Origin of the sequence: Kitasatospora sp. NPDC091276 (assembly GCF_040684355.1) — a bacterium.
Classification (GTDB): Bacteria; Actinomycetota; Actinomycetes; order Streptomycetales; family Streptomycetaceae; genus Kitasatospora.
The window spans coordinates 42,908-69,079 of sequence record NZ_JBFBFU010000002.1; the positions used below are offsets into that span (position 1 = coordinate 42,908).

A 26,172-nucleotide genomic window follows, 5' to 3' on the forward strand; every position below is an offset into this window, starting at 1 on the left:
CAGCTCAGCGGCCTGCGCCGGGGGCCGGGCCGGTCAGGTCTCGCGCTGCGGGTGGTACTCGGACTCGGGTATGCCGAAGGTCCAGGCGACCCCGGCGCGGGCGGTGCGGGTGCTCGGCGGGACGCGCAGCCAGTAGGTGCGGAAGGTGCCGTCGGGCTCGGCGGTCGAGTTGACGACCTCGATCATGACCACCGGTTCGTCGTCGGGCAGGGTGATCCGCCAGAGCACGCCGGTCTCGTCGCGGTGGATGGGCTCGGCACCGGAGTCGGCCAGGTAGCGCTCGTAGCCGTAGTGCTCCAGCAGGACGCGGCGCAGTTCGGCGTTCTCCTCGGTGCGGATCCGCTCGACGGTGACGTCGGCCAGCCCGGCCAGGAACTCGGCGGGCACGGGCATGCCGCGCCAGGCGTGCAGGGCGAAGCCGTCGGCGTACTCCAGGGCGGGGCCGTCCGCCCGGTCGAGCCGCCCGGCCTCGTCGCGGTGCAGCGCGACGGGGCGCTCGCTGACCAGCGCGACGCCCTGGTACGGCCACCACCAGCCGGTCTCGCGGGCCACCCCGGCGAGAGGCGCGACGGCCTCGGCGCTGCCCCCGCCCGCGTCGGAGGCGGCCTCGAAGGCGGCGAACCAGGGAGCGTCGTGCTGGCCGCGCACGGCGTCGAGCAGGGCGAGCCGGACGGTGGTGCGCCGGGCACGGGCGGCGGCGGCCGCGTCGTCCGAGGCCTCCTCACGGTCGACCTCGGGGGCGAGCCGGTCGAGGACCGCCGTGCGGATGCGGTCGGCGAGCGGGGTGGTGACCGGGCCGAGCTCGCCACCGGTGAGTGCCCAGTGCGCCGCCCACCCGGCCGCGCCGACCTCCTCGACGGCCCGCCGCCGGGCCTGTTCCCAGGGCCCGGTGCGCACGGCCTCGCGCACGCTCACCGCGCCGGCGGCCCGCAGCTGCAGCGCCGCCTCGGCGGCGGCGAACGGCGAGCCGAACCAGCGGACGGCCGCGGGCTCGGGCAGCCCGGCCGCCCGGTAGGCGGCCCGGACCGCGTGCTCGGCCGCCGACCGGGCGGCCGGACCGGTGGCCGCCGCAGCGGCCCGCCAGCGGGCCGTCACCTCGGCGGGCCCGGCCGTCACCGCGCCCGCCGGGCGGTCGGGAATCGTCGTCTCCATCGTCTGCTCCGTTCCCGGCCGGGCTCCCCGCCCGGCCGCCTGCTTCCGTTCCGTTCGGCACTGCGTGTTCCACGCCGCACGTTCCGCGTTGCACGCCGCGCCCGCCCACCCGTCTACGCGCCGCCTGCCGTCGCCCGACGCCGGGCCACCCGCCCGGCTGCCAGTCCGTCAGCCGTCGGCCCGCTCGTCGGGCCCCGCGTCAGTCCGCGACCACCCGCACTGCGCCCGGGGTGTACTCGCGCTGGCGCACCACCCGGTACCAGCTCTTCGGCAGCGGTATCGCCGCATGCTCCTCGTGCACCACCCGGCCGCCCTCGGGCAGGTGCAGCCAGCCCGCGCCGAACGGACCGGCCTCCCGGCGCAGTTCCCCGGGACCGACCACGGCGTGCGCGTGACCGGTGACCTCCCCGAGGGCCAGCACCATCCGGCCCCGACCGTCCCGGGGCTGGACGGCCAGCGCGGCCACCCGGGGCGGCACGGCGCCCTCCTCGACCGGCACGATCAGCACATCACCCTGGCGGTACATCAGTCCCCCCTCGCCGTACGGCCGGACCCCGGCGGCTGCCGGAATCCCGGGCTCCGCCGCGCTGTTCGCGGTCACGTTCCGGAGCCACGACCAGAACGTAGGGCACGGGTCTGACAACGCGCCCGGCCCGCCACCCGGCCACCGGATTGTCGGACCCGACTGGTAGACACGTGTTCGGCCCCGACCCCTGAGGAGCAGCGCATGACCGTCAACCACCACATCGAGCAGTTCCACGGTCTCCCGGTCTTCGACTTCGTCCAGGCCCTGGACGAGGCCGCCGACGGCGGCGACGCGGCAGCCGTGACCCTGCCGGAGCCGGCGTCGGCCGCCTGGCGGATCGGCCTGCACTACGACTCCGAGGAGGCCTTCACCGAGCGCTGGCGGCAGTTCCTCGACACGGTCGACACCGAGCGCGTGACGGCCGTGGTGATCGGCCCGTGGTTCTCCGACGAGCCGGAGCAACTCGACGCCGCCCTGGCCGCGATCGTCGAGGCGGCGGGCCGGCTGCCCGCGCTGCGAGGGCTCTTCGTCGGCGACGTCACGTACGAGGAGAGCGAGATCTCCTGGTTGGAGATGTGCGACGTCACCCCGCTGCTGACGGCCTACCCCGAGCTGGCCGAGCTGGTGGTGCGCGGCGGCAACAACCTGGAGCTGACACCCGTGCGCCACGAGGCGCTGCGAGCCCTGCGCTTCGAGGCCGGCGGCCTGCCGGCCCGGGTGGTGCGGGCGGTGGCCGGCTGCGACTTCCCCGCCCTGGAGCGGCTCGAACTCTGGCTCGGCGTCGACAACTACGGCGGCGACGCCACGCTGGACGACCTCGCCCCCTTCCTGGACGGCACACGCTTCCCCGCGGTGCGCCATCTGGGCCTGCAGAACAGCGAGTTCGAGGACGACATCGCGGCCGCCGTGGCGCACGCGCCGGTGGTGGCCCGGCTGGAGTCGCTCAGCCTCGCCATGGGCGTGCTGACCGACCAGGGCGCCACCGCCCTGCTGGAGGGCCAGCCCCTCACCCACCTGCGCGCCCTCGACCTGCACCACCACTTCCTCACCGGGGAGGTGCAGCAGCGCCTCACCGAGGCCCTGCCGGGCGTCGAGATCGACCTCTCCGAGGCCGGAAAGCCCGACGACCGGTGGCGCTACGTCGCCGTGGCCGAGTAGCCGTCACCGACCGCGCGCCCGACGCCGCCGCACCGCCGCACCGACCAGCCCACCACGCCCATCCGTCTGGAACCGACATGACCGTCTCCCTCCACCCCGACCGCTTCCACGACCTGCCGATCCGCGACTTCACCCCCGACGACGGCACCCGCACGCCGCCCGCCGCCGGCTCGGTCGCCTGGCGGCTCGCCCTGGACTACGACGCGAAGCACGACTTCGCGCAGCTCTGGCAGACCTTCCTCGACACCGTCGACCCTGCCGGAGTCCGCGCCCTGGTGATCGGCCCCTGGTGGCGCGGCGACTACGTCTCCGTGGCCGCCACCGTCGCCGCCATCACCGCGGAAGCGGAGCGCCTGCCCGCCCTGGAAGCGCTCTTCCTCGGGGACGTGACCTACGACGAGTGCGAGATCTCCTGGATGGAGATGGGCGACGTCACCCCCCTGCTGACGGCCTTCCCCGGGCTGACCGAGCTGACCGTCCGCGGCGGCACGGACCTGAGCCTCCAGCCCGTGCGGCACGACCGGCTGGCCGCGCTGCGCTTCGAGGCCGGCGGCCTGCCGGCCCGGGTGGTGCGGGCGGTGGCGGGTTCCGAGCTGCCGGCACTGGAGCGCCTGACGCTCTGGCTCGGCGTGGACGAGTACGGCGGTGACGCCACGATCGACGACCTCGCCCCCTTCCTGGACGGCGCCCACCTCCCGAGCCTGCGCCACCTCGGGCTGGCCAACAGCGAGTTCCAGGACGAGATCGCCTCGGCCGTCGCGCACGCGCCCGTGGTGGCCCGGCTGGAGTCGCTCGACCTGTCCATGGGCGTGCTCTCCGACGACGGCGCCGCCGCCCTGCTGGAGGGCCAGCCGCTCACCCACCTGCGCGCCCTCGACCTGCACCACCACTACGTCGGCGAGGAGATGCAGCAGCGCCTCACCGAGGCCCTGCCCGGGGTCGCGCTCGACCTCTCCGAGGCCGAGGACCCCGACGAGGACGAGGACGACGGGGACCGCTACGTCGCGGTCGCCGAGTAGGCGGGTGACGGCACGATGACACCGCGGCTGACCGTCCTCGGCAATCCCGGGCACCGGCGGGTGACGCTGTTCGCCGCCGCCGCCCGGGCCGCCGGGCTGCCCGAGCCCGCCGTCCTGTCCTGGCTGGACGTGCTGCGCGGCGACTACCGGCTGCCCGAGGACGGCCTGCTGCGGATCGAGTCGCCCGGCGAGGAGGCCCTGGTCGACGAACTACTGCGCGGCCCGGCGCTCGGCCCGTCCTACGCACCGACCCGGGTCGAGGGCACGGCCGCCTGGTACGCGGGGGTGACGGCCGCGCTGCGCGAGCTGGCCGGGCGCCCCGGCGTACGGCTGCTGGGCGATCCGGAGGAGATCGCCGTGATGTTCGACAAGCGGCGGGCACACGCGCTCCTCGCCGCCGCCGGGGTGCCGGTACCCCGGGCGCTGGGCGGCGAGGTCACCGGCTGGGAGCAGTTGCGCGGGCGGCTGGCCACGGCCGGCCTGCGACGGGTCTTCGTCAAGCCCGCACACGGCTCCTCCGCCTCCGGGGTGACGGCCCTGCAGTTCGGGCCGCGCGGGCAGGTCCTGGCCACCACCTCGGTCGAGCTGGCCGACGGGCTGCTGCACAACTCGCTGCGGGTCCGCCAGTACCGCGGCGAGCGGGAGGTGGCCGAGATCATCGACCGGCTGGCACCGGACGGGCTGCACGTCGAGCAGTGGATCCCGAAGGCCGCGCAGTCCGGCCGCTCGGCCGACCTGCGCGTGGTGGTGGTCGCCGGCCGGGCCACCCACGCGGTGGTGCGCACGAGCGCGCAACCGATGACCAACCTGCACCTCGGCGGCGCCCGGGGCAGCCTCGACCTGGCCCGGGAGGCCGCCGGGCCCGCATGGCCTGCCCTGCTGGAGACAGCCGAGCGCGCGGCGGCCTGCTTCCCCGGCTCGTTGATGGTCGGGGTCGACGTCCTGCCCACGGCCGGCTGGCGGCGCGCCCTGGTCGGCGAGGTCAACGCCTTCGGCGACCTGCTCCCCAACCTCACCGGCCTGCCCGGCGGCCCCGCCGAGGGCCTCGACACCTACGGCGCCCAGCTCGCCGCCCTCACCGGGGCCACCGGCCGCACCACCGGAACGCCCCTCCCCACCCCGACGGACCACCAGATCACGGAACCCTCCCGATGAACCACCAGACCTCCCCCCACACCCAGGCTCCCGCTCCGACCCCCGACATGAACGCGGTCGTCGGCACGCACGACCTGCTGCTCGTCACGCTCGACACGCTCCGCTTCGACGTCGCCGAGGAGCTGGCCGCCGCAGGCCGGATCCCGCACCTCGCCGCCTTCCTCCCCGGCGGCCGCTGGGAGCGCCGGCACGCGCCCGGCAGCTTCACCTACGCCTCCCACCAGGCGATCCTGGCCGGTTTCCTGCCCACCCCGGCCTCCCCCGACGGCCCCCACCCGCGCCTGTTCGCGGCCCGCTTCGCCGGCTCCGAGAGCACCGCCCCGCGCACCTGGGTGTTCGACGCACCGGATCTGCCGACCGCCCTCGCCGCCGCCGGGTACCGGACGGTCTGCATCGGCGGCGTGGGCTTCTTCAACAAGCAGGGCCCGCTCGGCTCGGTACTGCCCGGCCTGTTCCAGGAGAGCCACTGGGATCCCGGGATGGGCGTGCCGTCCCCGACGTCCTTCGAGGAGCAGGTCGCCCGGGCGGAGCGGGTCGCCGCCGAACAGCCCGCCGGGCAACCGCTGTTCCTGTTCCTGAACGTCTCGGCGCTGCACCAGCCCAACTGGTTCCACCTGCCCGGCGCCACCCGTGAGCACGGCGACTCCCGGGCCAGCCACGCCGCCGCCCTGGAGTACGTGGACGCCCACATCGGCCGGCTCTTCGCGGCGATGAGCTCCCGCCGCCCCTGCTTCGCGATCGTCTGCTCCGACCACGGCACGGCGTACGGCGAGGACGGCTACACCGGGCACCGGATCGGCCACGAGGTGGTCTGGACCGTCCCGTACGCCCACTTCACCATCCCCGCGGCCGTCCCCGATGCCGCCCCCGCAGCTCCCGCTGCCGTCCCTGCCACCGCCACCGCCACCGCCACCACCGAGGAGCGCGCATGACCACCGCACCCCCGCGCCCCGACTCGCCCTACCAGTCCTACGTCTACGCCTACCCGCACAAGACCGCCTACCGCCCGCTGCCCGAGCGCCCAGGGCTGCGCGAGCTGTGGGCCGGCGAGGCGCAGGACGCGCTCTCGCTCTACCTGCACATCCCGTTCTGCGAGGTCCGCTGCGGCTTCTGCAACCTGTTCACCAGGATCGGCAGCCCCGAGGGCCTGACCACCGCGTACCTGGACGCCCTGGAGCGCCAGGCGGTGGCCGTCCGCACCGCGCTGGACGAAGGCGCGCGCTTCGCGCTGGCCGCCTTCGGCGGCGGCACCCCCACCTACCTGACGGCCCTCGAGCTGGAGCGGCTGTGCGACATCGCCGAGCGGCGGATGGGCGCCGACCTGCGGGCGATACCGCTCTCGGTGGAGGCCTCCCCCGCCACCTCGACCGCCGACCGGCTGGAGGTCCTGGCCGCCCGGGGCACCACCCGGCTGAGCCTGGGCGTACAGTCCTTCGTCGACGCCGAGGCCCGCTCCGCCGTGCGCCCGCAGAAGCGGGCCGAGGTGGAGGCCGCCCTCGACCGGATCCGTGCCGCCGGGTTCCCGGTGCTCAACATCGACCTCATCTACGGCATCGACGGCCAGTCCGAGGCCAGTTGGCTGCACTCGCTGGACGCCGCGCTCGCCTGGCAGCCCGAGGAGCTGTACCTCTACCCGCTCTACGTGCGCCCGCTCACCGGCCTGGCCCGGCGCGGCGAGCAGGAGAGCCACTCCGCCTGGGACACCCGCCGGCTCGCGCTCTACCGCACCGGCCGCGACCACCTGCTGGCCCAGGGCTATCAGCAGGTGTCGATGCGGATGTTCCGCCGCGCCGCTTCCCCGCAGGCCGGGGCGAGCGAGTACGCCTGCCAGACGGACGGCATGGTCGGCCTGGGCTGCGGCGCCCGCTCCTACACCTCGCGGCTGCACTACTCCTTCGACTACGCGGTGAACGCCACCGAGGTGCGCGGAATCATCGACGACTTCGTCGCCACCGAGGACTTCCACCACGCCGAGGTGGGGCACCGGATGAGCGGCGGGGAACCACGCCGGCGGCACCTGGTGCAGTCGCTGCTCCAGGCCGAGGGCATGCCGCTGGCCGACTACCGGGCCCGGTTCGGCAGCACACCGGCCGCCGACTTCCCGGCGGAGCTGGCCGAGTTCACCGCGCGCGGCTGGCTCGCCGATGACCGGGACCGCCTGGTGCTCAGCCCGGAGGGCCTGGCGCACTCGGACGCGGCCGGGCCGATGCTGTTCTCGCCCGAGGTCCGGGCCCTGATGACGGCCTACGAGGCGAAATGACCTTCCTCGGCCTGCCGTCCACCACCCCGCCCGCACCGCGCACACCGAGCGCCGAGAGCGCACCGACCGACGCGGCCGACCGCGGGCGCGACCTCACCCTGCTCTACCGTGGCCCGCTCGCCTCCTGCGACTACGACTGCCCCTACTGCCCGTTCGCCAAGCGCCGCGACACACCCGATCAACTGCGCGCCGACCGCGCGGCCTTGGAGCGGTTCACCGGCTGGGCGGCCGGCCGGGCGGGCAGCGGTGACACCCTCGCCCTGCTGTTCACGCCCTGGGGCGAGGGCCTGGTGCGGTCCTGGTACCGACGGGCGCTGGTCGAGCTGAGTCGGCTCCCGCACGTACGCCGGGTGGCGATCCAGACCAACCTCAGCTGCCGGACCGACTGGCTCGCCGAGGCCGATCCCGACACCCTCGCGCTCTGGGTGACGTACCACCCCGGCCAGGTCACCCGGGAGCGTTTCCTCGCCAAGTGCCGGGAGCTGGACGCCATGGGCGTGCGCTACAGCGTCGGCGTGGTCGGCCAGCCCGAGCACCTGGCCGAGGCCCGCCGGCTGCGCGCCGAACTCGCCGCAGGCGTCTACCTCTGGGTCAACGCCGCCGAGGGCCGCACCTACACCGACGCCGAGGCCGCAGACTGGGCGGCCGTCGACCCGCACTTCGGCTACAGCCGGCACGCCCACCCCAGCGCCGACCGCCCCTGCCGAACCGGCGAGTCCGTGCTCTCCGTGGACGGCGACGGCACCGTCCGCCGCTGCCACTTCGTCCGGGACGTCCTCGGCAACCTGTACGACGGCTCCTACCGCACCCAGCTGCGGGCGCGCGGCTGCCCGTTGCCGGTCTGCGACTGCCACATCGGCTACGTCCACCTGGAGACCCTGCCGCTGTACGAGCTGTTCGGCGCCGGCGTGCTGGAGCGGGTGCCACACGACTGGCCACAGCGCGGCTGAGACCGGGCGGCGGGACGCGACAACCCGATTGCCGGACGGGGCCGCCACCCGCGAAAGCACACGAACGACCGTGCAGGACCCTCCGCGCCCCGCTCGTCCCGCTCGACCGCACCTCTCCGAGCGCGGCGACACCCGGCGACCGCCCGCACACGCCCCGGCTCCGCCGGCTCCAGCCCGGCCCGCCCCGCCGCCGCCCACCGCCACCCATCGCCGCCCCCGCCCCCGCCCCCGTGGGCGCCCGCCCGCCAACGTCCCTAGCCTGGAAGCAGGAGGAGGCGAAGCACCATGCTTGGAGACGCACCACTGCAGGCCGTCATCCCCGCCGCCGACCTCGCCCGCGCGAGGAGTTTCTACACCGACACCCTCGGCCTCAAGCTCGCCGAGGAGACCGACGAGGAACTGGTCTGCGACTGCGGCGGCACCCAGTTCACGATCTACCACACCCCCAGCGGCGGACAGGCCGCCCACACCCTCGCCAGCTTCAAGGTCGCCGACCTCGACGGCGCGATGTCCGCCCTGCGTGAGCGCGGCATCACGTTCGAGGAGTACGACTTCCCCGGACTGAAGACCGTCAACGGCATCGCCGAACGCGACAACCTGCGCGCCGCCTGGTTCAAGGACAGCGAGGGCAACATCCTCTGCCTGGCCCAGTCCGTCAGCCGGTAGCGCAACCCCCCATCCCCACCCCCCCGGGCCGAATCCGCTGCCCCGCCCGCTCACCACGAGCAGACGGGGCAGCAGCCTCGCGACCGCCGGACGACCGGCCCCCACCCGCAACGGCTGGGCCAGCACAACCGGTTCTGCTCCTGCCCGGCCCGGACAGGGGTCAGCGCATGCCCTCGTGCCGGGAAACCCCGTGCCGCAGCCGGTGCTCCGCGAGGCGCTTCCGGTCGACGACGTGATCCGCCGCCTCTCGCAGCCGGCCCAGCACGGAGCTGTCGTCGCGGCTCACCACCGTGAGGTCGTCGTTGACGATCAGCATGCCGAAGTCGAACAGCACGTGGTGGTTGGCACACAGGCAGAGAACGTTGTCGACGGTGTCCGACCCGTGGTGCGGTCTCCCCAGGGGTGTGATGTGTGCGGCCTCGGCGTAGGCGCCGCCCGGGACCACCATGCGGACACCGCACACCTGACAGGTGTAGTCGTGCGCACGTTTCACGTGGGTGGCGATCGCGGTGTTCCGGACGACGCGCTCGATCGATGTCGCGGATCGGACCGGCCCCGTCTCCCGGCCGTCCTCATCCGTCGGAGCCGTCACCCGATCCGATACCCGATCCGTCACCCGATCCGTCACCGGAGCCGCTACCTGAGCCGTCACCCGATCCGATACCCGGGCGACTGCCGCAGCCTGTTCGGCCGGGGGAAGGGCGACCAGGCGGAACCGCCACACGAGGAAACCGTCGGAGGAGGTCTCGGACCAGAGGTCCTCGACCCGGAAGAGCCCGTCGTAGCGGTAGAAGGAGCGGGTCGCGGTGGTGACTCCCCGGACCACGCGAACCGGGGCCCCGGTCGCCGCGCTCGTCGCCAGGGCCGCGTTGCCGCGCGTCAGCTGCTGGTTCCGGGCCGGCTGCCCCGTCTGCGGGCTTCGCCCGCCCTCCCCGGTGTAGAGGATCACATCACCGAGGTCCTCGTCCTCCTCGTACCCACCGGAGACCACGATCGATTCCGCGCCGAGCTCTCGCAGACCGCAGATACCGGCCTGGAGCGGCCGGTGCACACCGGCCAGCGAGAGCGTCCGCCGGTTGTCGAACTCCTGGCCCAGTCGTACGCCCGGCACCGGCCCGATGCCGTCGGGGAACGGGCCGAACTCGACGGGAGCCTGTCCTTCCGGGAGGGCCGTGGCCAGTTCCCTGACCCTCGCCCGCTCCTCCTGCCGTGCCGTCTGGGCGCGGAAGAGCACCTCCCCGATGAAGGTGTCCCGGGTGGCCGCCAGCCAGGCACTGTCATCGGCGCGCAGCGCGGACAGCCCGTCGAAGAGTTCGCGAAGCCGCGACTCCGTCGGAATGGTCCGTCCGTCCAGGTAGGAGTCGAGGGTTCGCGCGCTCAGGTCGCAGTGGCGCGCCACCCGTTCGGTCGACGGGTCGCCGACCTTGCTCCACAGTCCGCGCAGCGCGCGGGTGAAGTCCTCCTCCTCGGGTGTGCGGCCGGCCGTCGCCGCGCCCTGCCGCCGGGCCGCCTCCGCGAGGCCTTCCTCGGCGGAACGTCGCCGGTCGTGCCACTGCCGCCGTTCGAGCTCGCTGCCGCTGCCCCACGCCTCGACCATGGCGTCCAGGTTCTTGGCGCTCGGCAGGCGGGATCCGTTCAGGGCGGCGTAGACCGCCGTCCGCGAGGCGCCTCGCGCGACGACCGTCTCGACCGTGCCCCGGGAGCGTTCCTTGAGTTCGCGGAGCTCGCGGGCGAAGGAGACCAGCGGGCCCGTTCCACTCAGCGGGAGCCTGCGCGCCATATCCCCACCGTGAGATTCCTCACAGTTCCTCTCCCATTTCCTGTGATGTGAGTCACATCGATGACGCCAGTGCGCCTCTGACCTGGACCAACATCAACTTTCTCAAGTCCCGCGATGTTTTCTGCGGTTTTTCGGCCTTCCACGGCTCTGTCATCGTAGCCACTGTCGGTACGAGCCGTACGCCCCACAACGGAGCGACGGCTCCCTGCGTCAACAGGAAGCCGTCATCACTCGTAGCCCCATCAACACCCGGAGAACTACATGCACGAGGGTACGGGGATTCCCGCGTCGGGCGGAAGCGTCCAGGCCACGGGCACCGCACCGCCCGCACCGGGCCCCCGCTGGCTCGCTCCGGCCGGAGTCGCCGCGACCGGCGCAGGCCCGGTCGCGGCCGGATTCCAGAGCAACAACACCATCGCGATCATCTCGGCGACCCCGAGCCTCGTCGTGGTGCTGCTGTTCTTCTTCGGGGTCGTCTGCCCGGCGGTCTGGTCGCGCAAGGCCCAGCGCAAGAAGGCGGCCCTCAACGTGCTCAACACGCTCATCGGGCGGAGTCCCACGAGCCCCATGAGCCCGCCACCCCGACGGTAGACCCACGACCACGCCACGCCACACCCGTTCCCCGTCCCCGTTCCCCACACCCGATGCCGCCGCCCGACGCCGCCCACCCGCCTGCGGACGGACACCTCCGGTGGCGGGACGGGCCGGGCTGGCCTTGACTGGGGCGGATCGTTGCCCCGCTGCGGGAGGACCGAGGGATGAGGTCGGTGAGGGAGGCCGCCGGCCGTTGGGGGGAGCGGCTGGCCCGGGGCCGCGGGCAGTGGGAGCGGGCACGGGTCGAGGCCGAGCGGCGCTTCCCGGTGATCACCGAGCTGACGGCCCGGCTGCTCTCCCCCGGACTGCTGGACGCCGCCACCCGGATGGCCTCCCAGATCTTCCTGACCTCCGTACCACTGCTGTTCGCGGTGGCCGCGTTCGCCCCGCCCGATGTGCGGGACCAACTGGTGGCCTCGCTCCGCGCGCTGTTCGGCGTCTCCGGCGCCTCGGATCAGGAGCTGCGCCAGGCGCTGTACGGCACCGGGGACCTGCGAGGCACCACCGGAATCATCGGCGTGCTGATGGCACTGCTGTCGGCGACCAGTTGCAGCCGCGCGGTGGCCCGGGTCTGCGAGCACGCCTGGCGGCTGCCGAAGGCCGGTACCCGGGCGGCGGCCTGGCGGTGGCTGCTGTGGATCGTGGCCTGGCTGACGGTGCTGCTCTTCCAGGGCTCGCTGCGGGACGGTTTCGGTGTCGGCTTCTGGCTGGGCCTGCCGCTCACCTTCGCGGCGTCCTTGGTGGTCTGGTGGTGGACCACCCACCTGCTGTTGAGCGCCCGGGTCGGCTGGCTGCCGCTGCTGCCCGGCGCGCTGCTGACGGCCGCCGCGGCCACCGCGATGTCACTGACCGCCCGGGTCTACATGCCGGGCGCGCTGAACCGCAGTCTGGCCCAGTACGGTTCGCTGGGGCTGGTGCTGATACTGCTGTCCTGGCTGATCGCGCTCTGCGCCGCCGTCACCTTCTCCGTCACGGCGGGGGCGGTGCTGGCCCAGGGGCCCCCGCTGAACGTCTACCTGGGCACGCCAGCCCCGGGCCCCCCGCGCACCGGCTGATCCGTCGACGCCGCCACCACCACGGAGCAGCCACCAAGCACCACCGCCGCCGCCACCACCACCACCGTCAACGCCGGCGCAGCCGCCGTCGGACGAGCCGGCCCGTGGCAACCGGGTCCCAGGAGCCCGGGCGGTCCCGGGTCAGCGGGTAGCAGGCCAGGCCGATCAGCACGGCGCTGAAGTGGCCGATGCTGGTGTAGTCCCGGCTCTGCGCGACGCCCAGGCCGTAGAAGACCAGCACACCGGCCACGTACAGGTACCGCCAGGGCCGCACGATCAGGTAGGTGAGCACCGCGACCACCCCGGCGAGCGCGTAGCTGACGCCGTAGTCGAGGGTGTAGACGGCCCTCGGCGGGGCGATGCCGCGGTGGATCGCCCACCCGAGCAGGCCCTCGCTGAGGTAGGTCGCGCCGACGTGCGCGACCATCGCCACCGAGATCCAGCGCAGGGTGCCGAGCCAGCGTTCGGCGGGCACGTGGAAGAGGTTGTAGAGCAGGAAGTAGCTCAGCCACCCGCCGCCCGCGATCCACAGCGCACTGGTGATCAGCACGCGCACCGGTGAGACCTGGAGGTGGTGCAGGTTGGTCGAGCGCCGCTCCAGGATCCGGTCGGCGGTCGCGCTGTCGACGTGGCGGATCACCTGTGTGGTGGCGAGCAGGATCGCCAGCCAGACGTAGGTACCCGGGGCCCGGCGGACGTAGGTCCGGACCGCGTGCGCGAGGCGTGCCCACCAGGGGCGCCGGTGTCCGGGCGCGTTGGTGGTGCCACCGGTCATCGGCGCCTCCTCGACGGTTCCCTTCACCCTCACCCGGGGCGGCCCCCGGCGCGTCTACGCGGTGCGCCCTTCGAGTGACCGGGTCTCGCGGACGGTCTACGCACCGGCCGCCGGGGCCCAGCAACCCCCGGCGCACGTCCCGACCCAGGCCGACCCGGCGCACGTCCCGACCCAGGCCGACCCGGCGCACGGCCCCAGCCCGTTCGCGGCGACCAGCACGGGCGCGGTGATCCGGCGGATCGTGGACACCGGGCCCGAGCCCGCCGCGCCGGCCGCCGTCCACGCCCTGGACCCGGCGCCGGCCGCCGTGGTGGTCCGCGCGCTGAACGCCGACCCGACCCGGCCCGGCGCCCGGCGGGCGGCGCGGCGCTGCTGGAGCTGCTGACGGCCGCTCCGGCCCCGGGCGTCCCGGCGCCGAACGCGAGTTCGGTCCGCGAGGAGATCACCCGGGGCTGGCGTACGCTGGCGCTCTGACCGCCCGGAACGGGCCGCCGGGGGCTGCCGGGCGGCACCACCGGGACCGCACAGCGAGGGCGACGGGCACGATGAGCGAGCGCGGCACGACGACCGCACCTGCGGGTATCGACGCCGGCCCCGGAGCGCGGCACCCGGCGCTGCGCGTGGCGGACCGACTGCGGCTGACCACGGCGTACGTGCTGCTGCTAACCGCGACGGCCTGCTGGCTGGCCGGCCAGAGCCACGGCGCCCGGGCCCGGTTCGTCCGGCACAACAGCAGCAACGTCCACCACATGGAGGTCGGCAAGTGGTGGACGATGTTCACCAGCGGGCTGGTGGTCGACGGGGTGCCCGCCTGGGCGGGCATCGCGGCGGTGGCCGTGGTGCTGGGCCTGGCCGAGTGGCGCTGGGGCCCGGCCCGGGCCGGCGCGGTCTTCGTCTTCGGCCACCTGGGCGCCACCCTGCTCACCGAGGGCGCCATGTGGGTGATGCTCACCGCCCGGATCCCGGGGGCGCTGTCCCGGGCGCGTGACGTCGGGATCAGCTACGGGCTGGTCGGCACCGCCGGCTGCCTGCTGGCCCTGGGCCCGGCCCCGCTGCGCCGGTTCGGGCTGCCCGCGCTCGGGCTGGGGCTGGCCGTGACCTGGGCGCTGGACCAGCAACTGGCCGACGCCGGGCACCTGGTGGCGCTAGGCCTCGGCGCACTGGCCGCCCGGACGCCCTGGCTGCGCATCCGGGCCCGGGCCCGGATGCCGGTCTCCGCCGCGCGCTGACGGCCCTCCGACAGTCCCCCGGCGTTCCTCCCCGGGGTCTTGCGATCACCCCCACCCCGAGTAATGCTGATTACATGATTACAACCTCACCCGAAGAGCTCCGGGGGTGGTTCACCGGCCGCCTCCCCGCCGACCTGTTCACCGATCTCGTCGAGATCACCGCGGACCGCGAAGAGATCACCGTCGTCGGCCGCATCACCGAACCCACCCTCGACCGGACGGCCTCGGACGCCGAGCGCGAAGCGGCGTTCGAGGGCCGGATCGCCGAGTTCCGCGACCGGACCAGGGACGCCCGGATCGCCGTCGCCCGGGAGGCCGAGCGCCGCTACGGCCGCAAGGTCTCCTGGGGCGCCGAGTGCGGCGACCTGAGGGGCATGTTCACCACCGTCTCCGCCCCCGTCATGACCCGGCTGCGCCAGCCCGAGCGGCAGGTGCTCGACACCCTGGTGGAGGCGGGCGTCGCCCGCAGCCGCAGCGAGGCGCTCGCCTGGTGCGTCCGCCTGGTGCAGCGCCACTCCGACACCTGGCTCACCGAACTGCGCGAGTCGCTGGAGAACGTCCGCCGCCTGCGCGCCCAGGGGCCGGACGCCGACAGCGCCTCCTGACTCCTCTCCCCGGCGTCCGGCCACCCAACGCGCCTGGAAGAAAGCCGGGTTGAGGCCAGGCGACCACCGACCGGCCACGGCGAGGGGCGGCAACAGGAGCGGCCACCCCTCGCCGAGCCGATCGTATGCTCTTGCGATACTCTGCAAACCTATGCCAGAGTGCGGGCATCGGATACGCCGAATCCCCTCACACGTCGCTAAGTCAGGAGCCCGCGCCTCGCGGGTCAAGGGTGCATGCATGTCGAAGGTCTTGAGCAAGCTGCCGGTCGGTGAACGGATCGGCATCGCATTCTCCGGTGGATTGGACACCTCCGTCGCCGTCGCGTGGATGCGCGAGCACGGCGCCGTCCCCTATGCCTACACGGCCGACATCGGCCAGTACGACGAGCCGAACCTCGCCGACGTCCCGGCCCGCGGCCGCGCCTACGGCGCCGAGCAGGCCCGGCTGGTCGACTGCCGGGCGGCGCTGGTCGAGGAGGGCCTGGCCGCCCTCGCCTGCGGTGCCTTCCACATCCGCTCCGCCGGGCAGACGTACTTCAACACCACCCCGCTCGGCCGCGCCGTGACCGGCACCCTGCTGGTCCGCGCGATGCGCGAGGACGAGGTCTCCATCTGGGGCGACGGCTCCACCTACAAGGGCAACGACATCGAGCGGTTCTACCGCTACGGCCTGCTCGCCAACCCCAGCCTGCGGATCTACAAGCCGTGGCTGGACCAGCGGTTCGTCACCGAGCTCGGCGGCCGCAAGGAGATGTCCGCCTGGCTCTCCGAGCGCGACCTGCCGTACCGAGACTCCGCCGAGAAGGCCTACTCCACCGACGCCAACATCTGGGGCGCCACCCACGAGGCCAAGCGGCTGGAGTACCTGGACACCTCGATGGAGATCGTCAGCCCGATCATGGGCGTGGCCTTCTGGGACCCGGCGGTCGAGATCCAGACCGAGGACGTGACGATCGAGTTCGAGTTCGGCCGTCCGGTCCGCATCAACGGCCGGGCGTTCGCCGACGCCGTCGAGCTGGTGCACGAGGCCAACCGGATCGGCGGGCGCCACGGCCTGGGCATGTCGGACCAGATCGAGAACCGCATCATCGAGGCCAAGAGCCGCGGCATCTACGAGGCCCCCGGCATGGCGCTGCTGCACACCGCCTACGAGCGGCTGCTCAACGCGATCCACAACGAGGACACCGTCGCCACCTACCACACCCAGGGCCGCCGGCTCGGGCGGCTGCTGTACGAGGGCCGCTGGTTCGACCCGCAGTCGCTGATGCTCCGCGACAGCCTGCAGCGCTGGGTCGGCCAGCCGGTTACCGGCAGCGTCACGCTGCGACTGCGCCGCGGCCAGGACTACTCGGTGCTCGACACCCAGGGCCCGAACCTCAGCTACCACCCCGAGAAGCTGTCCATGGAGCGCAGCGTCGACGCCGCGTTCGTCCCGGACGACCGCATCGGCCAGCTGACCATGCGCAACCTCGACATCGCCGACTCGCGCAGCAAGCTGGAGCAGTACGCGGTGCACGGCCAGCTGGCGCCGTGGAGCGGCCTGATCGGCGAGCTGGCGCCCGGCGGGGCGGCACCGATCGCCGCCGCCGGCCCCGACGCCGAGGCGCTGGCGGCCAAGTCCACCGCGCTCGACAGCGCCGCGATCGAGTCGGGCAACGACTGATCCGCTGCCGTGACCACGTCCGAGGGCCGCCGCACCACACCGGTGCGGCGGCCCTCGGCGGTTCCGGGCGAGCTGCGGCCGTTCCGGGCCCGAGCCCTCCGGGCCGGACTCACCCGCACAGCGGCCCCGGCCGTGCACGGCGGCCCCGGGCGTAGCTGAATGGGGCAGACGTGTGTCCGGCGGGAGCAGGGCCCAGGCGACGGCTTCACCGGACGCCCCGGGCAGCGGCTCCACCGGAGGCGGGCCCGGGCGACGGCCCCGCCGGGCGAGCCCGGGCGACGGCGAGGAGGCGGGAGCGGGATGGGCGAGGCGGTCGGTTCGATGCTGGCGTCGGCGGTGGGAATCGCGATCAGCCCGCAGGCGCTGGTCGCGGTGGTCCTGATGCTGGCCGCACCGCGCGGGCGGACCATCGGGCTCGCCTTCGCGGCCGGCTGGGCGGCCGGCCTGGCGGCGGTGGTGGCGGTCGTGGTGGCGGCGGGCAGAGCACTGGTTTCGGGTGGCGGCCGGCCGGCGTGGCCGTACTGGCTGGAGCTCGCGCTGGGCGTCCTGTTCGTCCTGATGACCTGGAAGCGGTGGCGCGACCGGCCCCGCGCGGGGCACGTCACCGCGCCGCCGAGGTGGATGCGGGAGGTGGGCCGCTTCAGCGCGGGCCGGGCGGCCGGTCTCGGGCTGGCCCTGGTCACGACCGGCCCGAAGAACCTGGCGCTGGCCGTCGGCGGCGCGGCCTCGATCGCCGCCAGTACGGCCGGGATCGGTGGCACGGTGGTGGCCGCCGCGCTGATGGTGCTGATCGGCTCGCTGTGCACGCTGCTTCCGCTCGGGGTCCACCTGGTCCGCGGGGACCGCTCGGCGCGGACCCTCGGGGAGTGGAAGGCCTGGCTGGCCACCCACAGCACGGCGATCACGACCACCGTGCTGGCCGTGATCGGGGCCGAGTACGTCGGCGACGCCATCACCGGGCTCGCGTGAACCCGCCCCCATCACCGGACTCGCGTGAACCCGCCCCTCGGCGGCCGGCCCGCCGTCAGAGCCGCCGGGCCCCGCGCCACCACAGCCCTCCACCCACCAGCGCCCGGCTCACCGGATGCGCACCACCCCTCTCCCCCGCACCGACCGCAGGCCCAGCCGTCCGCCGTCCGCCCCCGGGCGCACCGCCAGCACGTCCCTGAGCGTCAGCAGGATCTCGCCGTCGTAGCGCTCGGCCAGCTCCCGCGCCAGCTGCGCGGCGCCGCCCGGCCCGGCGTCCGGGGCCAGGGCGGGCAGGTGGCCGGGGGCGCTGAGGTCCTCGGCCTGGGCGGCCCAGCGGGCCGCGTCCCGGGTCTCGCCCTCGGCCGCGTAGTGGACGGCCAGGCAGTGCACGGCCAGCCGGTCGCCGTACTGCGTCGCGATCCGCCACCAGAAGACGCCGTCCGCGGTGCGGCCCATCCCGTAGAGCAGGCAGCCGAGGGTGCGGAAGGCCGTCTTCTCGGCGAGTTCGAGGTCCAGCGCCAGTTCGCCCGGTTCCACCGCGCCCGCCACGGTGGCGCACAGGTGCCGCAGGTCGCGTCGGAGCTCCGTCCGGCCGCCGGCCCACGGGGGCTCGCCGAAGGCGTGCGGCGGCCGGGCGTTCGCGGGCGGGCGGGCCGGGCGTTCGCGGGCGGGCGGCGCGGGCCGGCGGGCGGCGGCGAGCCGCTCGGCCAGCCGACGGGTGAAGGCGGCCGGGTCGTGGTCGCGGAACTCGCGTTCCAGCAGGGCGGCGTCCGCCCGCAGCAGTTCGGTGACCTTCACGGCGCCTGCCCGTCGTCCGGCTGCTCCAGCAGGTACTCCAGGTGGCGCCGCCCGAGGCTGTAGTAGGTGCGGGCGGTGGTGTGCGCGATGCCGAGGCTGCGGCCGATGTCCGGGTAGGACAGGCCCGCCTGGCGCAGCCGGACGACGTCGGCCTGGACCGGGGCGGCGCGCGCGAGCTCCTCCATCGCCCAGTCCAGCGCATCGAGTTCGGCGAGCTGGTCCAGTTCGTCCTGGCTGGTGTCGGGCCGGCGCTGCGCGATGACGCGCAGCCGTTTGCGTTCGGCGCGGCGGCGCTCGCGCAGGAGGTCCACCACCGCGTCCTTGACGACCTTGAAGGCGAAGGCCTGCGGGTCGGCGCTGGCCAGGGCGCGGCGCCAGTTCTTGTAGAGCGTGGCGCCCGCGTTCTGGACGGCGTCCTGCGCGTCCTCGCGATGTCGCAGGCGCTGCTGGGCGTACCGGAGGTAGCCCGGGTGCTCGCGGGTGAAGAAGGCCTCGAAGTCGGCCGGCAGCGCGCCGAGCGGGTCCGCCCGCAGGTCCCGCTTCTCGCCCGGCCCGGGGGTGTTCAGCACACGCGCCCCCCTTTCGTGGGTCAGCTGGCCGGCCCACCGGGTGGCACGCCGACGGCCCCTGGGGGCTCGTGGTGTAACCGTCCGGGCGGCCCGGGTTGTTGACCGGATCGGGCGGACAATTGGCGACCGTTTCCGTTCACTTTCGAACACCGGCGCTGACCTGCCGGTTCGGCCCCGGCAGGAGCCCGGGACCCAGGCGCACGTGACCCACGTCACAGGCTGCGGGCCGTCCGATTTGACAGGGCGAATGCCGCGACTACGGCGCCGGCTCCACCACCGCCGAGTCGAGCGCGGCGGTCACCCGCTCCAGCAGCACGCGCAGCGCGGCCAGGTCCTCGACCGGCAGCCCGGTCGCGTCGAACAGCCGGCGCGGCACTTGTCCGGCCCGCTCGCGCAGGGCGGAGCCCTCGGCGGTGAGGCTGACGGTGACCGACCGCTCGTCCTCCGGGCTGCGCTCGCGCCGTACCAGCCCGGCCGCCTCCAGCCGCTTGAGCAGCGGGGAGAGCGTGCCGGAGTCGAGCCGCAGGCGCTCGCCGATCCGCTTGACGGGCAGGTCGCCGTCCTCCCAGAGCACGAGCAGGACGAGGTACTGGGGGTAGGTGAGCCCGAGGTCGCGCAGCAGCACCCGGTAGACGCCGCCGAAGGCGCGGGAGGCCGCGTTCAGCGAGAAGCAGATCTGCTGGTCGAGGCGGAGCAGTTCCTCGTCCGCCATGCCGGGGAGCGTGGTCATGGCTCCATGGTACCGATCACCCTCACACCATTTAGTTGTGCGCAATTGAATTGCGTGCTCTACTTATCTCCGGAGGGCGGCCCAGGCGGCCGCCGGAACACACGAAGGGAACCGACCATGGACGCGCTCTACACCGCAGCCGCCACCGCCAACGGCCGGGAGGGCCGCGCCGTCAGCTCCGACGGGCAGCTGGACCTCGCGCTGGCGATGCCGCCCGCGCTCGGCGGCAGCGGCCAGGGCACCAACCCGGAGCAGCTGTTCGCGGCCGGCTACGCGGCCTGCTTCGCCAGCGCCCTCGGCCTGGTCGGCCGCCAGGCCCGGGTCGACACCAGCGAGGTCTCGGTCACCGCCGAGGTGTCCATCGGCAAGGACGGCGCCGGTTTCGGCCTGGCCGTCGTGCTGCGCGTCGAACTGCCCGAGGCACTCGCGGACGGGACCGGCGAGCAGCTGGTCAAGCAGGCGCACGACGTCTGCCCGTACTCGCGCGCCACCCGCGGCAACATCCCGGTCGAGCTGGTCGTCGAATAGGCCCAGCAGGCCACGCACGCCGAGTAGGCCGAACGGGCTGCTCAAACGCCGGCCAGGCCGCCACCGCAGACGGGCCCGCCACACGCACCACCGTGTGGCGGGCCCGCCCGCGCCCCGGCTCAGCCGTCACCCGGCCCGTTCACCGAGCGCAGCGTGTCGAGCCTGTGCCGGTACTCCTCGGTGTCGATCTCGCCACGCGCGAACCGCTCCGCGAGCAGTTGCTCGGGCGTCGGCCCGGCCACCGCGCCGTGCGGCGCGCCCCACCCCGGCCCCGCCGCACCCGAAGCCGCCGAGCCCGAAGCCGCCGAGCCCGAGCCCGGCCCCGCCGCACCCGGACCCGCCGGGCCGTGCGGCAGCGGCCGGCGCGACCGCGACACGTACCGGAACAGGGCGATGGCGGCGAGCACCAGCACCAGCAGGACCAGCAGAGTCAAGATCGCCATCACGCCGATGCCCCAGCCACCCAGGACGTGGCCGTGTCCGTGCCAGTACCTCATCGGGACCTCCTCCTCCGGCCCCGTAGCCGGGGCCCGCCGAGGTGACCAGCGCCTCACCACCATCGTGCGCCCGCACCGGACCGAAGCGCCCTGAAGAAAGCCTGAGAAAACGTTCCGGCGCTCAGCGCCCGGCCCACCGGGGTAGCGTTGCCGCCCATGAACCACCACCCGCCGGCCGACGACCGCTCGCCCGAGCAACTCGTCGCGGCCGGGGTGCTGCGGCGCCACGGGGACCACCGCCCCCACCCCGCGCTCGGCCACTCCCCGATCAGCTACGTCTCCACCACGCTCTGGGCCGAACTCACCGCGCTCGCCATCGCACCGCCCGCGGCCGAAGCGACCGCCACCGCCCTGCTGCACGCCATCGCCTCACGCGCCGTGGACGCGGCCCTGGCCCCCGGCAACGAACGCGCCCCGCGCGACGACCTGTACGTGGCCCACCCCGCGCACATCGGTGCGCACCGCCGGACGGTCTGGTTCCAGCGCTCCGGCCCGCGCGGCCCGGTCACCGCCACCTTCGCCCCGTGAGACGGGACGCTCAGCGCTCGACCTGAAGGCTGTGGCAGACCCAGCTGAGCCGGTCCGGCCCCTGCAGCGGCGGCCGGTCGTGGTACGTGCCGTCCGCGACCGACAGGTTGACGATCAGGTACGCCTGCCAGGCGGGACCGACCCCGTGCAGGTCCGCGTAGACCAGCTCGTCCTCGACGTACCAGTCCACCGAGTTCGCGCCGAGCACGACCCGCAGGTCGAAGGTCGCCCCGGGCGCGATCCCCGAACCGGCGCCGTGCCAGTACCGGTACCCGCCCCGGACGTGGTTGGAGAACTCCAACAGGTCCGGATGGTCGGGGTGGTACTCGAAGAGGTCGACCTCGTTGCCGCCGCCCCGCCAGGTCCAGACGGCCGGCCAGGCACCCAGCCCGACGGGCAGCGTGATGCGCGCCGACAGCTGGTCGCCGGTGCGGGCCTGGAAGCCGTCCGGACTGCCCTCGGTGGTGAGCAGGTTGCACGTCCAGAGCCCGCCGACGAGCCGCCGGGTGGCGCTGAACACGCCGCCCGGGCAGTAGCCGCGGCCGAGGTAGTCGAGCTTGTGGTCGCTCCGGTTGGTCGGCCCCATCCGGGGGTAGGCACTGCTGCGCCCGGCGGTCCACTGTCTCGCCGAAGTGAAGTCCGCGTCGAACACGACCGCCACGGCCGCCTCCCCTGTGCTCCGGCGCCCCGGCAGTTCGGCCCGCCAGGCACACAGGGTGAGTTACCCGATACGATCCGCAGTATGCGGAGCTGAGCGCCCGGGCCGGAGCAGCGCGCAACGGTCGGATCGCAGGATCTCGGGATCGACGGATCGACGGATCGACGGATCGACGGATCGACGGATCAGCCCACCGGAGCGGCCGTCCCGCCCGCACCGAGCCGGTCGGTGACCGAGACCACGCCGTCCACCGAGCGGCACAGGTTGAGCACGATCGGGACCAGGTGCGGCTCGGGCACCGTACCGCTGAGCACCACCCGGCCCTGATCGACCTCGACGCCGATCTCCGCCGGGCTCACCCCGTCGATCCGGCCGAGCACCTCCTCGACGATCTCCCGCCGGATCACCACGTCCTCGCGCAGGAAGACCCGCAGCAGGTCCCCGCGGCTGACCATGCCGGTCACCCGCCCGTCCTCGTCCAGCACCGGCAGCCGCTTCAGCCCGTGCCGGCTCATCAACCGGGCCGCCGCGACCACGCTGGTCCCGGGGGTCGTGCAGACCGGCTGCGCGGTCATCAGGTCGGCCGCGGTCACGGCACCGCCCGGGCCGGCCTGCGCCGCCTCGGGGGCGGGCAGCAGCGCGCCCGGATCCTCCTGCGCGGCCAGCGTGCGCAGCAGGTCGGCCTCGGAGACGATCCCGAGCGGCCGCCCCTCCTCGTCCACCACCGGCACCCCGGTGATGTCGTACTCGGTCAGCAGCGCGACGATCTCCCGGAAGCCGGTCTCGGGCGCGACCCGGACCACGGGGCTGGTCATCACAGATTCGACGGTGGCATGCCGCACGCCGGTTCACCTCGTCCACGACACTCTTGCGGCCGGGCGCGGATCGTCCCGGCCGGTACCGGCAGCATCGCGCCCGGCGGCACGGGCCGCCAGGGGCCAAGGGGCTGAACGGGTGGGACCTTGGGCCCGCCCGCCGAACGCGGATCCGACACCGTGCCGAACCACCGCCCGCCCGGCGCCTCGCCGAAACCACCGACCCTGCGACCCTGCGACCCTGCGATCCGGCGACCCGGTGACCCGGTGACCCGGACGGCGCAACCATCACATGATCGACTCGTTGGACCGTCCACCACGACAGCACGCACGGCATCCGGGGAGGGCACGTTGGCAGGACGGACGATGGGCGCGGCATCGTCGGCGCAGGGCGCCGCGGCGCGCCCGGTGGCCCAGGCCGAAGCCGCGCTGGTGCGCCACTACCGCAGGCTGGCCCGGCTGGCGTACCTCGCGCTGCCCGCCGACCGGGACCGGCACAGCCGGGTGCTGGCCGCGCACGCGACCGTCCAGCGCGCCCTGCCCTCCCGCTGGACCCGCCCGGCCGGTCCGCCGGCGGCGGACGAGGACCCGGTGTACGCCGCACTGCGCCTGCGGGTGCTGCGCGCCGCGCTGCGGCCGCACCCCGCCCGGCGGCTGCCCGCTCCCCGGATCTGGGGACTGCGGCTGTTCACCCCGCACGGCGGCGAGGAGGACGCGGCGCTGGACCGCGCACTCGCGGCCCTCGACGCCCCCGCCCGGGCGGCCTTCGCCCTGCGCGCGGTGGAGGGGCTGACGCCGGAGCAGACGGCCGGGGCGCTGCGACGGGCCGGGGTCGAGCACCCCGAGGAGGCCGTCGCGGCGGCGGCCGGCGTGACCGCCGGGGCGGACCCGGAGCCCCCCGCCTTCGACCCGTGCGCGGTGCGGGTCCAGCCCACCGACCTGCTGCGCCGCCGCCGGACGTGGAGCGCCGCGCTGCTGGTCGGCCTGCTCGGACTCAGCACGACGGCGGCCGTGGTGGCCGACTCCGGGCCGGCCGCGCCCGCGGCCCGCCCCGCGCCCACCCCGTCCGGCACTGCGGCCGACCCGGCCCGCCTGACCCGGGTCGAGCCGGACCGGTGGCAGCACACCGCGCGGGTCGACTTCACCGCCTGGCCCGCCCGCGGCGACCGCCGCGACGACGGCGCGCTGCTCGGCCGCGCCCTGGCCGCCTGGGAGCGGCCCGGCCCGCAGACCCGCGCCGAGCCGGGCGTGGACGCCACGCCGCCCGTCGCCCCGCCGGCCCTGCTGTTCGCCGGGACGGTCGACGGCACCGCCCTGGTGGTGCTGTTCGACGGCCGGCGGCTCGCCCGCTACACCGACGGGCGCGACGGCGGCCTGGACCTCGCCCGGGCCGACGACTCGGACGTGACCACGGCGGGCGCGGTGGTGCTGCGCCGCCAGGGCACCGCCGTGCGCTATCTGCTGGCCCCCTGGGTGGACGCCGCCGAGACCCGCCGGATCGACCAACCCGACTCCCCCGCGCGGCCGTTGGACCACCCTGACGGGGTCACGGCGGCGGTCCCGGGCGGCGGGCTCGCGGACTGCCACGGCGCCACGGTGCTCCAGCTGCGCTCCTCCCCCGCCATCGCCGAGAAGCACGCCTTCCTGCTGACCGACCTCGGCGGGCTCGTCCCCGCGCACCTCACCTACTCCCCGCCGCCGGACCGCGCCCAGCCGGCCCGCGAGCCGCGCGAGGCCACCGGCCAGGACGCGCTGCTGGCCTGGGCCCGCGCGGGCTGCGCCGTCCCGGACGGCACGCCGGGCGTCAAGCAGCTCAACCTGTGGGCCTTCGCGGTGCAGCCGCTGCCGCAGAACGCGGGCTCGGCGTCCTGGGTCTGCCTGCGCGCCGACCGCTGGACCGGTGAGGGCAGCGCCACCACCGCCGTCCTGCTGCCGACCGCCCGCGGCCCGCAGCGCACCGGCGGCGGCCCGGGGCGGGCGTGCAGCCGCTTCGAGCAGGACGTCGTCGGCTGGGCCTGGTGGCGCTCCCCGCAGGGAGCGGAGTTCCTGCTCGCGGCGGGCAGCCGGCGGGTCACCCGGCTCGCCGTCAAAGGCCCGGACTGGTCTGCCGACCGGCCCGTCCCGGACCACACGCTGGCCGTCGAGCGCCCGGCCCGGGCGACCGTCCAGGTGGAGGCGGCCCTGGACGGCGGCACCCGGATCAGCCCGCCGCGCTGAACCGGCCGGCCGACTCGCGCGCGTACTCCGGCAGCTCGTTGCCCGGCAGCTCGTTGCCCGGCAGCTCGCTCTTCGGCAGCTCGTAGTCCGGCAGCTCGACGCTGGAGACCTGCTTGCCGAGCTCCAGCATCCGGTTCAGCACCCAGCGCCGGTTCAGCAGCCCGTTGCGCACGCGCAGGCCGGTGGCGGTGCGCGGCGCCAGGAACGGTCCGGTGCGGTCCCCGCCCTTCTGGCAGCCCTCGGCGTAGCCGCGCAGCAGCCGCTCGTACCGGGCGAAGGCGGTGCGGTGGTCGCCGCGGGCCCGGGCCAGTTCGCCGGCCAGGACGTACGCGGCCACCACGGCGGTGCCGGTGCCCATGCCGCCGATGGTGGCGCCGCAGGCCGCGTCGCCGAGCAGGGCGATCCGGCCGCTGGACCAGGTGGGGACGTCGGCGCGGCTGATCGAGTCGAAGTAGAGCTCGGGGGCGTGCCGCAGGCTCTCCAGCAGGCGCGGCACCTCCCAGCCGAGGCCCGCGAAGGCGTCCCGCACCAGGGCCTTCTGCTGCTCCGGGTCATGGCGGTCGTAGCGCAGTTCGGGCGAGGCGAAGAGGCAGAAGGCGCCCGCGCGGGCCGGGTCGCGGTGGTCGGCGCCGATCGAGGCGAGCCGGCCGGGGACGTTGAGGCCGACCGAACCGGGCGCCAGGCCGAGGTCGTCGGGGAACTGCCAGGTGGCCGCGTAGTAGCCGAGGTGGCGGACGTAGCGCTGCTCGGGGCCGAAGGCGAGCCGGCGGACGTTGGAGTGCAGCCCGTCGGCGCCGATCACCAGGTCGAACTCGCGCGGCGCGCCGTGCCGGAAGGCGGCCCGCACACCGCTCGGGGTCTCCTCCAGGGCGGTGATGGAGTCGCCGAAGACGTACTCGGCGCGGGCGCGGCTGTGCCGGTACAGCAGCTGGGCGAGTTCGCCGCGCGGGATCTCCAGCTCGCCGCCCGCGAACTCGGCGGGCAGGTGCAGGAGTCGACGGCCGTCTGCGCCGAGGAAGGTCATCGGGCTGCCGCCGGTGTCGAGCGCGCGCAGTTCGTCGAGGACGCCCATCCGCTCCAGCACCGTCAGGTGGGTGCGGCCGCGGAAGTCGACGTTCTGGCCGCCGCCGCGCAGCGCCGGGGCGAGTTCGACGACGGTGGCCTCGAAGCCGTACCGGCCGAGCCAGTGGGCCAGGGCGGGGCCGGCGATGCTCGCGCCCGAGATCAGGACCTTGGTGCTCATGGGAACCATTCCGTCCGAGAGGGTCGAGAAACT

General features: G+C 74.7%; 28 protein-coding genes. 17 read left to right on the plus strand and 11 right to left on the minus strand.

From position 1 onward, the window contains the following. Positions 1 to 33: 33 nt before the first annotated feature. A complete protein-coding gene (locus AB0O19_RS02285) occupies positions 34 to 1,152 on the minus strand; it encodes a DUF6745 domain-containing protein (RefSeq protein ID WP_363617096.1) in 1,119 nt (372 codons plus the stop codon). Between the two features lie 199 nt (positions 1,153 to 1,351). Continuing rightward, positions 1,352 to 1,678, minus strand: a complete 327-nt coding sequence (locus AB0O19_RS02290; RefSeq protein WP_063350717.1) for a hypothetical protein — start codon at positions 1,676 to 1,678, stop codon at positions 1,352 to 1,354. A 201-nt stretch (positions 1,679 to 1,879) separates the two neighbouring features. Between AB0O19_RS02290 and AB0O19_RS02295 the strand changes: the two genes are divergently transcribed. The 7 genes from AB0O19_RS02295 to AB0O19_RS02325 all read left to right on the plus strand — a co-directional run bounded on the left by AB0O19_RS02295 (position 1,880) and on the right by AB0O19_RS02325 (position 8,886). Then, the gene (locus AB0O19_RS02295) at positions 1,880 to 2,836 is read left to right on the plus strand and encodes an STM4015 family protein (protein WP_363617098.1); all 957 of its coding nucleotides are present in this window, start codon (positions 1,880 to 1,882) and stop codon (positions 2,834 to 2,836) included. Between the two features lie 77 nt (positions 2,837 to 2,913). Then, a complete protein-coding gene (locus tag AB0O19_RS02300) occupies positions 2,914 to 3,855 on the plus strand; it encodes an STM4015 family protein (RefSeq protein WP_363617100.1) in 942 nt (313 codons plus the stop codon). A gap of 15 nt (positions 3,856 to 3,870) precedes the next feature. Then, complete coding sequence (locus AB0O19_RS02305; protein WP_363617101.1) at positions 3,871 to 5,010, plus strand: STM4014 family protein; 1,140 nt, start codon at positions 3,871 to 3,873, stop codon at positions 5,008 to 5,010. A gap of 47 nt (positions 5,011 to 5,057) precedes the next feature. Beyond that, entirely contained in the window at positions 5,058 to 5,942 is an 885-nt protein-coding gene (locus AB0O19_RS02310) for an STM4013/SEN3800 family hydrolase (protein WP_363617603.1), read from the plus strand. Further along, complete coding sequence (locus tag AB0O19_RS02315; protein WP_363617103.1) at positions 5,939 to 7,270, plus strand: STM4012 family radical SAM protein; 1,332 nt, start codon at positions 5,939 to 5,941, stop codon at positions 7,268 to 7,270. The genes AB0O19_RS02310 and AB0O19_RS02315 overlap by 4 nt, the downstream gene beginning before the upstream one ends. Beyond that, positions 7,267 to 8,220 carry an STM4011 family radical SAM protein gene (locus AB0O19_RS02320; RefSeq protein WP_363617105.1) on the plus strand — a complete coding sequence of 318 codons (954 nt, stop codon included), beginning with the start codon at positions 7,267 to 7,269 and terminating at the stop codon, positions 8,218 to 8,220. The genes AB0O19_RS02315 and AB0O19_RS02320 overlap by 4 nt, the downstream gene beginning before the upstream one ends. A 285-nt stretch (positions 8,221 to 8,505) precedes the next feature. Next, on the plus strand, positions 8,506 to 8,886 hold the full coding sequence (locus AB0O19_RS02325; RefSeq protein ID WP_363582641.1) for a VOC family protein: 381 nt from the start codon (positions 8,506 to 8,508) through the stop codon (positions 8,884 to 8,886). Positions 8,887 to 9,046: 160 nt separating this feature from the next. Here AB0O19_RS02325 and AB0O19_RS02330 read toward each other — a convergent pair whose 3' ends face one another. Next, a complete protein-coding gene (locus AB0O19_RS02330; protein ID WP_363617107.1) occupies positions 9,047 to 10,666 on the minus strand; it encodes a YDG/SRA domain-containing protein in 1,620 nt (539 codons plus the stop codon). Positions 10,667 to 10,927: 261 nt separating this feature from the next. Here AB0O19_RS02330 and AB0O19_RS02335 point away from each other — a divergent pair, with 261 nt between their 5' ends. Both AB0O19_RS02335 and AB0O19_RS02340 read left to right on the plus strand, forming a co-directional pair. Beyond that, on the plus strand, positions 10,928 to 11,257 hold the full coding sequence (locus AB0O19_RS02335; protein WP_363617109.1) for a hypothetical protein: 330 nt from the start codon (positions 10,928 to 10,930) through the stop codon (positions 11,255 to 11,257). A gap of 167 nt (positions 11,258 to 11,424) precedes the next feature. Further along, positions 11,425 to 12,315, plus strand: coding sequence for a YhjD/YihY/BrkB family envelope integrity protein (locus tag AB0O19_RS02340; protein WP_363617111.1), 891 nt, complete (start codon positions 11,425 to 11,427; stop codon positions 12,313 to 12,315). 67 nt (positions 12,316 to 12,382) lie between these two features. Here the strand turns inward: AB0O19_RS02340 and AB0O19_RS02345 are convergent, their stop codons facing one another. Then, positions 12,383 to 13,090, minus strand: coding sequence for a rhomboid-like protein (locus AB0O19_RS02345; RefSeq protein WP_363617113.1), 708 nt, complete (start codon positions 13,088 to 13,090; stop codon positions 12,383 to 12,385). Here AB0O19_RS02345 and AB0O19_RS02350 point away from each other — a divergent pair. The 5 genes from AB0O19_RS02350 (at position 13,077) to AB0O19_RS02370 (ending at position 17,556) form a co-directional block, all read left to right on the plus strand. After that, positions 13,077 to 13,475, plus strand: coding sequence for a hypothetical protein (locus tag AB0O19_RS02350; RefSeq protein ID WP_363617115.1), 399 nt, complete (start codon positions 13,077 to 13,079; stop codon positions 13,473 to 13,475). The genes AB0O19_RS02345 and AB0O19_RS02350 overlap by 14 nt on opposite strands. A gap of 160 nt (positions 13,476 to 13,635) precedes the next feature. After that, positions 13,636 to 14,319 (plus strand): rhomboid-like protein, encoded by a 684-nt coding sequence (locus tag AB0O19_RS02355; RefSeq protein ID WP_363617117.1) that lies wholly within the window; start codon positions 13,636 to 13,638, stop codon positions 14,317 to 14,319. A 74-nt stretch (positions 14,320 to 14,393) separates the two neighbouring features. After that, positions 14,394 to 14,924, plus strand: coding sequence for a hypothetical protein (locus AB0O19_RS02360; protein ID WP_363617119.1), 531 nt, complete (start codon positions 14,394 to 14,396; stop codon positions 14,922 to 14,924). Positions 14,925 to 15,162: 238 nt separating this feature from the next. After that, positions 15,163 to 16,587 (plus strand): argininosuccinate synthase, encoded by a 1,425-nt coding sequence (gene argG, locus AB0O19_RS02365; protein WP_063350707.1) that lies wholly within the window; start codon positions 15,163 to 15,165, stop codon positions 16,585 to 16,587. A gap of 300 nt (positions 16,588 to 16,887) precedes the next feature. Next, the gene (locus tag AB0O19_RS02370; RefSeq protein ID WP_363617121.1) at positions 16,888 to 17,556 is read left to right on the plus strand and encodes a GAP family protein; all 669 of its coding nucleotides are present in this window, start codon (positions 16,888 to 16,890) and stop codon (positions 17,554 to 17,556) included. Positions 17,557 to 17,664: 108 nt separating this feature from the next. Here AB0O19_RS02370 and AB0O19_RS02375 read toward each other — a convergent pair whose 3' ends face one another. The 3 genes from AB0O19_RS02375 to AB0O19_RS02385 form a co-directional block, all read right to left on the minus strand. Beyond that, positions 17,665 to 18,354, minus strand: coding sequence for a hypothetical protein (locus AB0O19_RS02375; protein ID WP_363582625.1), 690 nt, complete (start codon positions 18,352 to 18,354; stop codon positions 17,665 to 17,667). Beyond that, positions 18,351 to 18,923, minus strand: a complete 573-nt coding sequence (locus tag AB0O19_RS02380) for a sigma-70 family RNA polymerase sigma factor (protein ID WP_350882705.1) — start codon at positions 18,921 to 18,923, stop codon at positions 18,351 to 18,353. Before AB0O19_RS02380 ends, AB0O19_RS02375 begins: the two co-directional genes overlap by 4 nt. 256 nt (positions 18,924 to 19,179) lie before the next feature. After that, entirely contained in the window at positions 19,180 to 19,653 is a 474-nt protein-coding gene (locus AB0O19_RS02385) for a MarR family transcriptional regulator (RefSeq protein WP_363582623.1), read from the minus strand. Positions 19,654 to 19,770: 117 nt separating this feature from the next. Between AB0O19_RS02385 and AB0O19_RS02390 the strand changes: the two genes are divergently transcribed. Beyond that, positions 19,771 to 20,181 carry an organic hydroperoxide resistance protein gene (locus tag AB0O19_RS02390; protein ID WP_363582621.1) on the plus strand — a complete coding sequence of 137 codons (411 nt, stop codon included), beginning with the start codon at positions 19,771 to 19,773 and terminating at the stop codon, positions 20,179 to 20,181. A 119-nt stretch (positions 20,182 to 20,300) separates the two neighbouring features. Here the strand turns inward: AB0O19_RS02390 and AB0O19_RS02395 are convergent, their stop codons facing one another. Next, the gene (locus AB0O19_RS02395; protein WP_363617123.1) at positions 20,301 to 20,678 is read right to left on the minus strand and encodes a hypothetical protein; all 378 of its coding nucleotides are present in this window, start codon (positions 20,676 to 20,678) and stop codon (positions 20,301 to 20,303) included. Between the two features lie 156 nt (positions 20,679 to 20,834). Here AB0O19_RS02395 and AB0O19_RS02400 point away from each other — a divergent pair, with 156 nt between their 5' ends. Continuing rightward, positions 20,835 to 21,206, plus strand: a complete 372-nt coding sequence (locus AB0O19_RS02400; RefSeq protein WP_363617125.1) for a hypothetical protein — start codon at positions 20,835 to 20,837, stop codon at positions 21,204 to 21,206. A 10-nt stretch (positions 21,207 to 21,216) separates the two neighbouring features. Here AB0O19_RS02400 and AB0O19_RS02405 read toward each other — a convergent pair whose 3' ends face one another. After that, positions 21,217 to 21,867: a beta-glucanase gene (locus tag AB0O19_RS02405; RefSeq protein ID WP_363617127.1), complete on the minus strand. Its 651-nt coding sequence runs from the start codon at positions 21,865 to 21,867 to the stop codon at positions 21,217 to 21,219. A gap of 182 nt (positions 21,868 to 22,049) precedes the next feature. Then, positions 22,050 to 22,679, minus strand: coding sequence for a CBS domain-containing protein (locus tag AB0O19_RS02410; protein ID WP_363617129.1), 630 nt, complete (start codon positions 22,677 to 22,679; stop codon positions 22,050 to 22,052). 366 nt (positions 22,680 to 23,045) lie between these two features. Here AB0O19_RS02410 and AB0O19_RS02415 point away from each other — a divergent pair, with 366 nt between their 5' ends. Then, positions 23,046 to 24,896, plus strand: coding sequence for a hypothetical protein (locus tag AB0O19_RS02415; protein WP_363617131.1), 1,851 nt, complete (start codon positions 23,046 to 23,048; stop codon positions 24,894 to 24,896). Here the strand turns inward: AB0O19_RS02415 and AB0O19_RS02420 are convergent. Then, on the minus strand, positions 24,880 to 26,139 hold the full coding sequence (locus AB0O19_RS02420; protein WP_363617133.1) for an FAD-dependent monooxygenase: 1,260 nt from the start codon (positions 26,137 to 26,139) through the stop codon (positions 24,880 to 24,882). The genes AB0O19_RS02415 and AB0O19_RS02420 overlap by 17 nt on opposite strands. Positions 26,140 to 26,172 lie beyond the last annotated feature (33 nt).

Excerpts from the sequence above, each read along its gene's own strand:
- AB0O19_RS02285 (WP_363617096.1), bottom strand. The coding sequence starts at position 1,152 with ATGGAGACGACGATTCCCGACCGCCCGGCGGGCGCGGTGACGGCCGGG.
- AB0O19_RS02290 (WP_063350717.1), bottom strand. The coding sequence starts at position 1,678 with ATGTACCGCCAGGGTGATGTGCTGATCGTGCCGGTCGAGGAGGGCGCC.
- AB0O19_RS02295 (WP_363617098.1), top strand. The coding sequence starts at position 1,880 with ATGACCGTCAACCACCACATCGAGCAGTTCCACGGTCTCCCGGTCTTC.
- AB0O19_RS02300 (WP_363617100.1), top strand. The coding sequence starts at position 2,914 with ATGACCGTCTCCCTCCACCCCGACCGCTTCCACGACCTGCCGATCCGC.
- AB0O19_RS02305 (WP_363617101.1), top strand. The coding sequence starts at position 3,871 with ATGACACCGCGGCTGACCGTCCTCGGCAATCCCGGGCACCGGCGGGTG.
- AB0O19_RS02310 (WP_363617603.1), top strand. The coding sequence starts at position 5,058 with ATGAACGCGGTCGTCGGCACGCACGACCTGCTGCTCGTCACGCTCGAC.
- AB0O19_RS02315 (WP_363617103.1), top strand. The coding sequence starts at position 5,939 with ATGACCACCGCACCCCCGCGCCCCGACTCGCCCTACCAGTCCTACGTC.
- AB0O19_RS02320 (WP_363617105.1), top strand. The coding sequence starts at position 7,267 with ATGACCTTCCTCGGCCTGCCGTCCACCACCCCGCCCGCACCGCGCACA.
- AB0O19_RS02325 (WP_363582641.1), top strand. The coding sequence starts at position 8,506 with ATGCTTGGAGACGCACCACTGCAGGCCGTCATCCCCGCCGCCGACCTC.
- AB0O19_RS02330 (WP_363617107.1), bottom strand. The coding sequence starts at position 10,666 with ATGGCGCGCAGGCTCCCGCTGAGTGGAACGGGCCCGCTGGTCTCCTTC.
- AB0O19_RS02335 (WP_363617109.1), top strand. The coding sequence starts at position 10,928 with ATGCACGAGGGTACGGGGATTCCCGCGTCGGGCGGAAGCGTCCAGGCC.
- AB0O19_RS02340 (WP_363617111.1), top strand. The coding sequence starts at position 11,425 with ATGAGGTCGGTGAGGGAGGCCGCCGGCCGTTGGGGGGAGCGGCTGGCC.
- AB0O19_RS02345 (WP_363617113.1), bottom strand. The coding sequence starts at position 13,090 with ATGACCGGTGGCACCACCAACGCGCCCGGACACCGGCGCCCCTGGTGG.
- AB0O19_RS02355 (WP_363617117.1), top strand. The coding sequence starts at position 13,636 with ATGAGCGAGCGCGGCACGACGACCGCACCTGCGGGTATCGACGCCGGC.
- AB0O19_RS02360 (WP_363617119.1), top strand. The coding sequence starts at position 14,394 with ATGATTACAACCTCACCCGAAGAGCTCCGGGGGTGGTTCACCGGCCGC.
- argG (WP_063350707.1), top strand. The coding sequence starts at position 15,163 with ATGTCGAAGGTCTTGAGCAAGCTGCCGGTCGGTGAACGGATCGGCATC.
- AB0O19_RS02370 (WP_363617121.1), top strand. The coding sequence starts at position 16,888 with ATGGGCGAGGCGGTCGGTTCGATGCTGGCGTCGGCGGTGGGAATCGCG.
- AB0O19_RS02385 (WP_363582623.1), bottom strand. The coding sequence starts at position 19,653 with ATGACCACGCTCCCCGGCATGGCGGACGAGGAACTGCTCCGCCTCGAC.
- AB0O19_RS02390 (WP_363582621.1), top strand. The coding sequence starts at position 19,771 with ATGGACGCGCTCTACACCGCAGCCGCCACCGCCAACGGCCGGGAGGGC.
- AB0O19_RS02395 (WP_363617123.1), bottom strand. The coding sequence starts at position 20,678 with ATGAGGTACTGGCACGGACACGGCCACGTCCTGGGTGGCTGGGGCATC.
- AB0O19_RS02400 (WP_363617125.1), top strand. The coding sequence starts at position 20,835 with ATGAACCACCACCCGCCGGCCGACGACCGCTCGCCCGAGCAACTCGTC.
- AB0O19_RS02410 (WP_363617129.1), bottom strand. The coding sequence starts at position 22,679 with ATGACCAGCCCCGTGGTCCGGGTCGCGCCCGAGACCGGCTTCCGGGAG.
- AB0O19_RS02415 (WP_363617131.1), top strand. The coding sequence starts at position 23,046 with ATGGGCGCGGCATCGTCGGCGCAGGGCGCCGCGGCGCGCCCGGTGGCC.
- AB0O19_RS02420 (WP_363617133.1), bottom strand. The coding sequence starts at position 26,139 with ATGAGCACCAAGGTCCTGATCTCGGGCGCGAGCATCGCCGGCCCCGCC.